General features: G+C 62.5%; 8 protein-coding genes and 1 pseudogene. 4 read left to right on the top strand and 5 right to left on the bottom strand.

Translation table 11 applies throughout. The features are described 5' to 3' along the window. The 4 genes and pseudogenes from FJ934_RS28245 to FJ934_RS27280 form a co-directional block, all read left to right on the top strand. Window positions 1-357: pseudogene (locus FJ934_RS28245) on the top strand (hypothetical protein); the annotation flags it as partial. Between the two features lie 107 nt (window positions 358-464). After that, a complete protein-coding gene (locus FJ934_RS27270; RefSeq protein ID WP_140613507.1) occupies window positions 465-872 on the top strand; it encodes a hypothetical protein in 408 nt (135 codons plus the stop codon). A gap of 318 nt (window positions 873-1,190) precedes the next feature. Then, window positions 1,191-2,699 carry a phosphomannomutase/phosphoglucomutase gene (locus FJ934_RS27275; RefSeq protein ID WP_140613508.1) on the top strand — a complete coding sequence of 503 codons (1,509 nt, stop codon included), beginning with the start codon at window positions 1,191-1,193 and terminating at the stop codon, window positions 2,697-2,699. Between the two features lie 892 nt (window positions 2,700-3,591). Beyond that, a complete protein-coding gene (locus tag FJ934_RS27280; RefSeq protein ID WP_140613509.1) occupies window positions 3,592-3,912 on the top strand; it encodes a DUF982 domain-containing protein in 321 nt (106 codons plus the stop codon). Window positions 3,913-4,135: 223 nt separating this feature from the next. Here FJ934_RS27280 and FJ934_RS27285 read toward each other — a convergent pair whose 3' ends face one another. The 5 genes from FJ934_RS27285 to FJ934_RS28190 form a co-directional block, all read right to left on the bottom strand. Further along, window positions 4,136-5,740 carry a tetratricopeptide repeat protein gene (locus tag FJ934_RS27285; protein ID WP_246671659.1) on the bottom strand — a complete coding sequence of 535 codons (1,605 nt, stop codon included), beginning with the start codon at window positions 5,738-5,740 and terminating at the stop codon, window positions 4,136-4,138. A gap of 158 nt (window positions 5,741-5,898) precedes the next feature. Continuing rightward, window positions 5,899-7,260 carry an HlyD family type I secretion periplasmic adaptor subunit gene (locus FJ934_RS27290; RefSeq protein ID WP_246671660.1) on the bottom strand — a complete coding sequence of 454 codons (1,362 nt, stop codon included), beginning with the start codon at window positions 7,258-7,260 and terminating at the stop codon, window positions 5,899-5,901. A gap of 84 nt (window positions 7,261-7,344) precedes the next feature. Next, window positions 7,345-9,636, bottom strand: coding sequence for a peptidase domain-containing ABC transporter (locus FJ934_RS27295; RefSeq protein WP_140613512.1), 2,292 nt, complete (start codon window positions 9,634-9,636; stop codon window positions 7,345-7,347). A 229-nt stretch (window positions 9,637-9,865) separates the two neighbouring features. Continuing rightward, window positions 9,866-10,045 carry a hypothetical protein gene (locus tag FJ934_RS28185; RefSeq protein WP_181165793.1) on the bottom strand — a complete coding sequence of 60 codons (180 nt, stop codon included), beginning with the start codon at window positions 10,043-10,045 and terminating at the stop codon, window positions 9,866-9,868. Between the two features lie 262 nt (window positions 10,046-10,307). After that, window positions 10,308-10,642, bottom strand: a 335-nt coding sequence (locus FJ934_RS28190; protein ID WP_181165794.1) for a hypothetical protein, incomplete at its 5' end; no start/stop codon positions are given.

Here is a 10,642-nt window from a genome sequence, read left to right on the forward strand (position 1 = left end):
CTGCTGTGTGTCCTGGCTAGGGGGCTGGGGGCGGTTCGGCAATGGGTGGATCCAGAAACAGACGCCGTCGTGGCTAGCGTCAGGAATGCTGCCCTTGCAAGCATAATTGCCATGTCGGTGTCGGGCGGCAGCGCTGATCCAGGCATCCTCTTTTTCATTGCACTTGCAGTCGTTTGCGCCACGAGAGTCAGTGCTCGGCGCGGCGTTGCCGCATTCGAGCGATCTAGCCCGGCGTCCGGCGACGGCGCGGCCAACGGCGTGTACTCCGGTTCCGCCGAGTTGGCTTTGCGACGGCAAAGGTTGCTGGCAATGTGTCAGGGCCCGGTCATTTTCAAAATGGACGGGGATGTTGACTAACCGTCGACCCTGGGCTCGAACGCCCTTGGCTGGGGCGCCGGTCGTCTGGCAAGGAAAGGAAGGTTGCCGCCAAAAGCTGGTCGCAGCCTGCAGGCTGTGCCGAACAAGTGCAACACGCTGGCGCCACAAGCCTGCCTGACCTCACCTGCGCATCCGACGGCTATATCGTTGCGGGGCAACTCATCCGTGCGAAGCTGATGCCGGTTTTGTTTTCAGAAGACTTTTATATTGCAATCAATATTTGCTTCCATCACGGGCCTACGGCTTTCGTCGGATACAATTACCGAAAGCTTGCTTTGCAACTCGCCCTGAATTTCGTCCTGTGCCATGGCGACCAGCATTCTGACTGCGTCTACTCGGGCCTCAAGCGCACCGACGTAATGGGTGCCCTCGGTGTCGGGAAAATGGGATTTGCCGTCCCGGACATCGAAAAAAAACAGTGGCATTTTGCATCCGCGCTTAACAACAAACCGCTCGTCAAAGCGGGGTTTTGCATCTTGCTCACGGCTGCTTAGGGCATTCGCCCACAAGATTCTAGCAACCGCAGATGGTCAACCGGAGACGGTTGTGGAGAACTCAAATTCGGTTGATCACAAAATATTAAAAAGTTTGATTGGCCGACAAAACCGTTTCCCGAGACTTCGCCTTCTGCACTATCGGGAAGGCGACAGCCATCGCCATTTCAAAAGCAGTGTCGGCCCGCTAAGGGCGCAGCAGGCGTCGAGCCTGAGTAGGCTCAACCAAACTGATAGATAGGCCTGAGGAATGGTTCCGGTAAGCTACCGCCTCGACAAGCGCATTCGTGTCGTTTTCATCGTGCGGAGTTTCCTTTCGTGCCTCTGGATTTCATTGCCGAAGCCCGGCCCAACACCTTCGCGTTTGAAACCTCTGCGCTGATCAAGGCGTGCGGCTTTAGGGAATATGACGCGCGCTGGTGGTTTGGCCAGGTCGCGCCCGAACTCAACCTGATCGGCGTCCAGGCGTTGGGTATGGGGCTCGGTACGATGATCCGCCGTCTCGGCGTTGGGCCCGACATCATCACCGGACATGATTTCCGTTCCTATTCGCTCGGCATCAAGCTGGCATTGGTTTCCGGACTGATGGCGGCCGGCGCACGGGTGAAGGATATCGGTCTGGCGCTGTCGCCGATGGCCTATTTCGCGCAGTTCGCGCTCGATACGCCGTCGGTGGCCATGGTCACCGCGTCGCACAACGAGAATGGCTGGACCGGCGTCAAGATGGGAGCGGCGCGGCCGCTGACATTCGGGCCCGAGGAGATGAGCGCGCTCAAGGCGATCGTGCTGGCCGGCGATTTCGACCTTGTTGGCGGCGGCTCTTATGATTTCGTTTCCGACTTTCGAGAGACCTATCTCGACGATCTGACCCGAGACAAGCGCATCACACGAAAGCTCAAAGTGGTCGCCGCCTGCGGCAACGGCACTGCTGGTGCCTTCGCACCGGAAGCGCTGGAACGCATTGGCTGCGAGGTGGCCCCGCTTGATGTCGAGCTTGATCATACGTTTCCAAACTACAATCCCAATCCGGAAGACATGCAGATGCTGCATGCCATCCGAGACAAGGTGCTTAAGACCGGCGCCGATGTCGGTCTGGGCTTCGATGGCGACGGCGACCGCTGCGGTGTCGTCGACAATGAAGGCAACGAGATCTTCGCCGATAAGGTCGGCGTCATGCTTGCGCGGGATATTTCGCGGCTCCATCCGGGTTCGACCTTCGTCGTCGACGTCAAGTCGACCGGACTGTTCAACACCGACGCGGTGCTGCGCGCCAATGGCGCCGTCACCGACTATTGGAAGACCGGCCATTCCTACATCAAGCGCCGGGTTGCCGAACTCGGCGCGGTCGCCGGCTTCGAAAAATCAGGCCACTTCTTCTTCAACCCCCCGATCGGGCGCGGCTATGACGACGGACTGGTCACGGCAATCGCCATCTGTCAGATGCTGGACCGTAACGCGGCCAGTTCGATGGCCGATCTCTACGGGGCACTGCCGCTGACCTTCGGCACGCCCACCATGTCCCCGCACTGCGCGGACGATGTGAAGTACGGCGTGGTCGAGCGTGTGGTCTCCGATTTTCAGGCTATGAAGCGTGACGGCTCCAGTTTTGCCGGCCAGAAGATCGTCGACCTTGTCACAGTCAATGGCGTGCGCGTCGTTGCCGAGGACGGCACCTGGGGTCTGGTGCGCGCCTCGTCGAACAAGCCGGAACTGGTCGTGGTCGTCGAAAGTCCGGTCTCGTCCGAGCGTCGCCGCCAGATGTTTGATGCCGTCGATGCCGTGCTGCGCCGCAGTCCGGAAGTCGGCGCCTACAACCAGACTTTTTGACAGGGCCAAGCGGCGAGAATGGCGGCTTGGTGCAACTGATTATTGCAAAGTGGGACGACGGGCTCTTGCATCCTCACGCTCCAGGGCAGGCTCTGCCGGGGTTCGCAGCGTCAAAGGTGTGCCGTAATGGGTCACCCGCAAATGGTCCCTCAATTGCATCTCCCATCCGGCGTCAGGGGTGAACCTTTGGCGAGCGCTGGGATAACCATCATGATCGCAAACACACCGCGGGTCGGCTGCAACAGGTGCAAACTTGCTCTTGTCGGCGATGAGACACGACCATCGAATGTCCTGAGATGCCCTGGGTGTGGGGCTTCAGACACGTGCGAGAATGTGATGCTTGAGATTGACGAAAGGCGAGCCGAGGCACTTTCGCGCGCCCTTTGCCGCCCGGAAATGCGGGGGGTAAGAACGGGTCGGCCAAAAGTGTACCGTTTCGCGCTTCTGTTTGGGGCAGGGCGGCTCGTGCGTGCCGACGTCAAAGACCGGCAGTAGCATCGCGCCGGCGGTCGGCCCTTGCCACGCCGACAGCAAACGCCATGATCAGGTGCTTCTGGTGACCTGGTCGGGAGCCGTAATGCAACCTGTACTCCTCGAACGTCAATTGTCTGCCAGACCGTTCTTTATGCGAACGTTTTGCGGGCAGTATGCAAGCGGTATGGGAGCCATCTGTACAGAGCAATGAAGGTAACGGCCCGCACCGCGATCAATGGCAGCTGCCGGAAGTACGCGCGGCTTCAGAATTCGTCGGAGGGTCTTAGTCCATAAGGCCTACTTGAATATTTGCTAGACCATGATGCATCCTTGAGGCCACAGATGGTCCTTGGCCCGGCCACCTCAGTGCTTAGCTAGTGGCACTCGGACTACCGGTCGCCGTTAACGGAGCTCAACAATGACGCCCAAGCGCTTCACCCGCCCGGTTCAGGTAATTGTGGGACTTGGCTTTGCGCATGAGGTGTCATCTGTCATGGACGCCTATCAGCTTCTCGACGAATGGGTCGGGTTCCGCAGCCCAACACATGCGGCCACACTTGCGCTTTTCCGGTCTGCCCTTGCAGACGACAAAAACGCTGAAACGGCTCGCCTTGCCTTTGAGGCATTTGCTCGATCTCGGGGAATTCTAGCCGCGGAGGAAATCGAGTCCTCTGGTGGTGCTGCAGAAGAGTGGATGACAGCCTATGACAGACGGTCAGAAGTCGTGGTTGATGGCTAATGCACGTTGCCCAACAGTGACCTCGGTTTTGGGGAAGACGACTTGCGTAGAACCAACGGCCTAAGGCGCGTAGCCTGAAATCCGTCTCGACGCGAAGCGCTTTAGGTGATGACCGCAGCGGTCACCCCGGTGGCTTGCAAAGCTCTGGACGTGTCCGCATGAAGCCACCTCAGCGGGCGATCGCGCCACGAGCCTGACGGTTTCTTTGCAAAATCGGCAAAGCTCAACCAGATATGGGCTCCGCGAGTTCGTCGGCCGCTTCACTGACGCCGCAGGCAGCCGCGCGCTCGAGCCAGACCCGGCCGGCCTCGGGGTCGCACTCCCCGGCCAGGCCATTGACGAGGTAACGCCCGAGCATGAGTTGGGCTTGGCCATGACCACGCCCGGCAGCGGCGGCGAACCATTTCTGCGCCGCCTTGTGGTCCACCGGCAGGGCCTGGCCAGCACCGTACAGCGCACCTAGCGCAAACATCGCCCCAGCGTGGCCGTCGAGAGCGGCCTGCTTGAACAACTGCGTGGCGACCTCTGGCTCGCGGGCGCCACCGCGCCCGTTGAGCAGCATCTCGGCAAGCGCGACCTGTGCATCGAGGACGCCGGCTTTGCCCGCCCGGGCAAACCAGAGGCGGGCCTGCCTTGGGTCCGTCGCCACGCCACGTCCATCCTGGAGGAGGCGGGCATACATATATTGCGCCTCCCCGACACCTTCGGCGGCCCGCCTCAGCCACTGCGCCGCTTGTCCCTCGTCCTGGCGCACGCCAACGCCGTTGGCGAAGCAGAGCCCGAGATTGAATGCCGCAATCAGGTCGCCCGATGATGCGGCGGCCTCGAACCAACCGGCAACACTTGCACGATCGTCTGGCTCGCCGGCTCCTCCGAGGACGAGATTGGCGAGGTCGATCTGTGCGTCCTGATTGCCGGCATTGGCGGAGGCGCGCAGCCAGCGTGCTCCCTCTTCGACATCCTCAGCCACGCCGTTCCCCGTTAGGTAGAGAGAGGCCAGGGCGCGGGCGGCGGCCTGGTGACCCGCTTCGGCTGCCCGCCGATACCAGTTTGCGGCTTCTGCAAAATCGGGCCGCTGTGTCTTCACATAGCGATCGCCCAGGAGATAGGCTGCCTCGACATTTCCGGCCAAGGCAGCACGCCGCATCCATGCCTCCCCGGCAGCGACATCTTGGCCGGCGAGTGCACCGTCAATCAGTGCCAGTCCCAACCGGAACTGGGCAGAGGGCAGGCCCTTGTCTGCAGCAGCCTGATACAGTTGGGCGGCTGCAGCCATGTCGCTTGGCACGCCGAGCCCGTGCTCGGTAAGGACCGCAAGTAGATAGGTCGCGGTCGGCAGGTCGGCGTCGGCCGCACGCCTTACCTCTTCCGCAATCCGGACCCTGTTTTCGCGATTGCCACGCCGGGCGAGCGACAGGGCAAGGCCAAGACATCCTTCGGCACAGCCGGCGGAAGCTGACTTCTCGTACCAGTGATGCGCCGCATCTGCATTGCGCATCGGCTTGGGGCCGCTGGTGAGGATATAGCCAAGGATCGCCTGTCCGGTTGCCGAGCCCGCCTCGGCCGCCTTGGTGGCCAGTTCGAACGCTGCCGTGAAGTCCGGTTCGCCTGGCCGGTCCCGTTTGAACAATTGCTCCGATCCGGCGCCTTTGCCGCCGGCTTCCGCCGGGACCAGCCCGGCGACGTAGAGAGCGGCAAGGAGCGCCTGCGCATCGACGCTGCCGTGATTGGCTGCCCGCAGCAGCCAACGCGTGCCTTCCACACGGCTGGGCGGCACACCCGATCCCTCGAGATAGCAACGCGCGACCCGGTATTCGGCATCGACCATTCCCGCGCGCGCCGCTACCGCCATCAGCGGAAAGGCTTCAGCTGGTTTGCCGGCGTCGAAAAGCTGGATAGACCGGCGCAACGCTGCCGCCGGGGAGACGAGACCAGCCAGCCGATCCAGAATTGTCATCGATCCGAACCTCAGATTGCTCCAATACTCTATGGCTCCCGCATCGCTTCTTGGCTGACCGGGAGCATCACTGCGAGAATGTACTTGAGCACCGTACGCCGACCGACCTTGACGTCGGCGGTCACCGGCATTCCGGGGCTGACGGTGAAACCGGCAGGCACGCCGTGAAGAGCGACCTGATCGATGGAAATGCGCACGCGATAGAACGGCTCGGCGTCGGAAGGCAGCATAGCCAGCGAGCTGTTCGGATCGCGCGCTTGCTCCTGGGCAGAAAAGGAATCCGGGCTGAGCGTCCGCACGGTGCCATGCGCGAGCCCGTATTGCGAATAGGGGAAAGTGTCGAACTTGATGACCACCTGGTCGCCGACATGGACGAAGCCGCTGCTGCGGCCGACGATGTTTGTCTCGATCTCGAGCGGCGCGTTAGCCGGTACGAGGGTGATCAAGCGCTCTCCGGACTGCAGTACCGAACCGACCGAGACCTTGGCCACCGATTGGACGGTGGCGTCGGCTTCACTCTTCAATTCAACCAACTGCTTGCGCAGCTTTGCCTTGTTGAGAAGTTCGCGCGCGTCGGATATCCGCGAACTCGCCTCCGAGAGACTTTGCGAGACATCGGCTCGCCATCCCTGAATGTAGCCGTCGCGCTCGGCGGCCACGGCCTGCTGCTTGAGCCTTGCGGCTTGGGCCGTCTGCTCGGCATTACCAAGCGACCGGGACATTTCGGCGCGATTGTCTTCGGCCAGCAGTGTGTTGAGGCGGCTGCCCACCTGCCGTGCTTCGAGCTGCTTGCGCATCTGTTCGATCGACGCCGCCACAGCGAGCCGCTGGCGGTAGCCGTCGGCATCCGACAGCGAACGCGAGATCACGGAACCGAGTTCGTCGCGCTGGCGGTCGAAGTTTTCGACCTTGGCGTCGTAAACCGCCTTGCGGCGCTCAAAGATCGATGCCTGCAGGGTCCAGCTTGGGTCCAGACCGTCATAGTTGAAGACCTTGCCGTCTGCTTCCGCCTTCAGGCGCGCCACTTCGGCTTCAAGCGTCGAAACCTGCATCGCAAGCGCCGCCAGGTCGGCTGAAGCAAAGGTCGCATCGAGGCGAGCAAGCACTTGACCGGCCTGAACGTGCTGTCCCTCACGAACGTCGATCGAACGCACGATCGCCGTCTCCAGCGGCTGCACGAGGATGTTGGGCGCGTTTGACACCACCAGCCCCCTTGCCGTCACAACCTGATCGACCGGTATTAGTCCTGCCAGGGCGATCAGCGCCATGACGAGGCTCGCAATGATCCAAACGATGCCGCGCGCCGTGCGCGGAATGGGTGCATTGGTGACGGCGCTCGACGGCCACTGGAACTCCAGTATGGCCGGGGTTGTCGGATCCCTCGTTTCCATCCGCTGCCGCCGGGCGGGGAGGGCGATGAGCGAGGTGCTACTCATGGGTTACCGGACCTGAAAGCGTAGATTGTCTTGGCATCGTCAAACCAACCGCGGCGATATGGCGACCGGACGGCCTTGGCGGCCATCGAGGTGCCGGTTTTGCTGCGACCACAGCTGGCGATAGAGCGTGCATCGCTCGAGCAGCGTCGCGTGCGGCGCGACGTCGAGCACCTTACCCTGATCCATGACCAGGATGTTGTCGCATTCTGTCAGCGAGGACAGCCGGTGCGAAACGATGATCATGGTGCGCCCGCTGGCGATGCGCATGAGGTTGGCGCTGACCACTGCCTCGCTCTCGGGGTCGAGCGCGCTGGTCGCTTCGTCGAGGATGAGGATTGTCGGATCGTGGATGAGGGCGCGCGCGATCGCCAGCCGCTGCTTTTGACCGCCTGAAAGATTGGGCGAACCTTCCTCGATGTAGGTGTCGTAACCATTGGGCATCCGCTCGATGAATTCCTGGGCGCCGGCGAGATGAGCGGCACGCATGGCGTCCGAAAGCGTCAGCCCTGGGCGCCCGGCGATGATGTTGTCACGGATCGAGCCGCGGAACAGAAAATTGTCCTGGAGCACCACGCCGAGCCCTTGGCGAAGATGGCGCAGGTTGATCTCCTTGAGGTCAACGCCGTCAAGCTTGAGGAAGCCGCTGTAGTCACGGTTGATCCCCTGCAGGAGGCGCGCGATGGTCGATTTTCCCGACCCACTGCGCCCGACAATGCCGAACATGGTGCCGGCAGGGATGTGGAAGCTGACCCGGTCGAGCGCGGGCGTCTTTGTAGCGATATAGCTGAAGGTCAGGTCGCTGAACGCGACCTCGCCGACGAGCTTGGGTCTCAGGCCGGTGGAATTCGAGCTGCTCTCCAGGGGCCGGTTGAGAACCGACGCCGCCTCGCCGATCGCCGCACCGACCTCCTCATAGTCTTCAACCAGTCGCGCCAGGCCGACCAGCGGCTGCGCCACGCGCTGGGAGATCATCATGAAGGCGAACAGGCTGCCGACCATGTAGCCGGAGCGGTCGTTCATGGCGAGATAGGCGCCGATCAGCATGGTGCCGAGCACCATCACGCGTTCGATCGGCGTGACCAAGGTCTGCGGCCAACTGGCGAGCTGGCCGAAGGAGAGACGGGCCTTTCCCGCTTCAGCCACCCGTTCATCCCAGAGCGCCTTGCGCTGCGGCTCAAGGCCGAGCGCCTTCACCGTCTTGATGCCGACGACACTTTCGCCAAGCGCCGCCGACTTCCAGGTCTCGGCTTCGACCACCCGTTGGTACCTGCGGCGCAGCGGCTTGAGATAGGCAAGGATGATCAACATGATCACGACCGCGCAGGCCACCACGATCCAGGCCAGCGTGGCGTTGATATAGAACATTACGGGCACCAGCACGCACAGCGTGATCAGATCCAGGAACGTGCTGAGGAGCTTTCCGGTCAGGAATTCGCGGATACGATAGACCTGGGCGAGGTGATACATCGTCTCGCCGGCCGGATGGCGCTCGAAATAGTCGAGCGGCAGGCGCAGGAGCCGGCTAAAGACGTGCAGATGCAGCTTGGTGTCGAGACGGGCGCCGACGACGTTGATGATCATTCGCCGCGCATGGCCAAGCAGGGTCTCGTAGACGAAAACCACGGCAATCACCGCGGACAAGAGCACCAGAGTGGACAGGCTGTTGAACTGCAGCACCTTGTTGACCAACGTCATGACCATCAGCGGCGGCAAGATGGTAAGGACACTGAGCGTGAACGAGGCAATGGCGATGTCGCGCAGGGAGCGGCTTTCCAGCCGCACCAGTTCGGCCAGCCAGTGCAGGGTGAAAGGCGCGTCCGCCGCCACATGCGACCGTGTAGGGCGCAGCAGCACGGCCTCGCCCGTCCACACCTGGGACAGCCGCAGCTCGTCGACGGCGGTGACCTCGCCGTCGTCTGGCGCGTCAGCACTTTTGAGGAAGACGACTTTGCGCTCGGCACTCGCGCCGGTAAGGAGACCCGCGCCGCCATCGTTGAACAACAGGACGACCGGTCCGGTGTCCTGGAAGCGCAAGAGGTGGGCCCAGCGGATGCGTATGGCGCGTGACCACATGCCGGCGTTTTGCGCCCACTCGGAGAGATCGGCGGCGCTCGGGACCGGGTTGGCCGTCCTGAATTCCGAGGGGTCGAGTTCGACGCCGTGATAGCGGGCGGCCCGCAGTACGGCCTTGAGGCGCGCGCCGAGCTGGTCGAGCTCGGCGGGACCGCCGGGCGCATTCTGGCCGTCCGCCTGGTCCGCCGCAGCCTCGACTTCGGTGCCGGCGCGGATCCGGAGCGGCTGGTTCTCAGCATTTGCTGGGACGTTCACCATGGGCTTCTCATCCGGTACGCAGCGCCAGGAATCCAGAATGCCCAGGCCGAGGCGTTTCTACCGAGGTTCGCGGCAGTGCCGCACTGTACTCCGAACTGATCGGGAGCGCGCCTCTCATGGCATTTCCTCTCTCGAGATGATGAACGCGCGGGTGCCGATTTCCAGCGAAGCCCGCGCGTCCTTTTTTCAAACTTGGACGAATTCCCGTTCGTCAGTTCAACAGTCCTGCTCACTCATGTGGCTTCAAGAGATCCTTCAGGGTCGTCTTGACGGTATGGTCGTTGCTGGCATAGCCGGCGCCGGGCTTGGTCTGGTCCGAGGTGAGATCCGTGCTCGCCCCTGTCGGCTTGTTCGGGTTCTGACCAGATCCGCTGATCGTCTTGAGGACATTGAGCAGGTCTGTCGTCACCGATGTGGCTGCAAGCCCGATCAGGTTGCGGAACGACGCTTGGCCGCCGGGGTCACTGCCGGCCGAGCTCGACGGCAGGAATTGCGTCGTGTCCTTGAGGCCCAGCGTGCTGGCCGTGACATTGGCTTTGGGGCCGCCGTTTCCGTTGCCGGAGTTGCCCTGTCCCTGATGTGAGCTGTTGTCGGCATTGTTATGGTCCCCGGAATTGCCCGGCGCGGGCTGTTCTCCGTTGCCGTGGCCGTTGTTGCCATGACTACCAGTCTCACCACCACCCGAACCGGTCGGGCCAGTCGACCCTGTCGGACCAGGCGAGCCAGTTGCACCGGTCGAGCCTGTTGCCCCGGTCGAGCCTGTGGCACCGGTAGAGCCTGTCGATCCAGTCGAGCCAGTTGCTCCAGTCGAGCCTGTGGCACCCGTCGAGCCGGTTGCCCCGGTCGAACCCGTTGCACCTGTCGACCCAGTCGCACCGGTCGAGCCAGTGGCTCCAGTCGAGCCGGTGGCACCTGTCGAGCCAGTTGCTCCAGTCGAGCCAGTGGCTCCAGTCGAGCCAGTGGCTCCAGTCGAGCCAGTTGCCCCGGTCGAGCCAGTGGCTCCAGT

It is taken from the genome of Mesorhizobium sp. B2-4-12 (assembly GCF_006441575.1).
GTDB lineage: Bacteria > Pseudomonadota > Alphaproteobacteria > Rhizobiales > Rhizobiaceae > Mesorhizobium.

What these genes read in the sequence shown, in the direction of transcription:
- FJ934_RS27295 (WP_140613512.1), bottom strand. Translation starts at nt 9,636, where the DNA reads ATGGTGAACGTCCCAGCAAATGCTGAGAACCAGCCGCTCCGGATCCGC.
- FJ934_RS27280 (WP_140613509.1), top strand. Translation starts at nt 3,592, where the DNA reads ATGACGCCCAAGCGCTTCACCCGCCCGGTTCAGGTAATTGTGGGACTT.
- FJ934_RS27290 (WP_246671660.1), bottom strand. Translation starts at nt 7,260, where the DNA reads ATGGAAACGAGGGATCCGACAACCCCGGCCATACTGGAGTTCCAGTGG.
- FJ934_RS27285 (WP_246671659.1), bottom strand. Translation starts at nt 5,740, where the DNA reads ATGGTCGATGCCGAATACCGGGTCGCGCGTTGCTATCTCGAGGGATCG.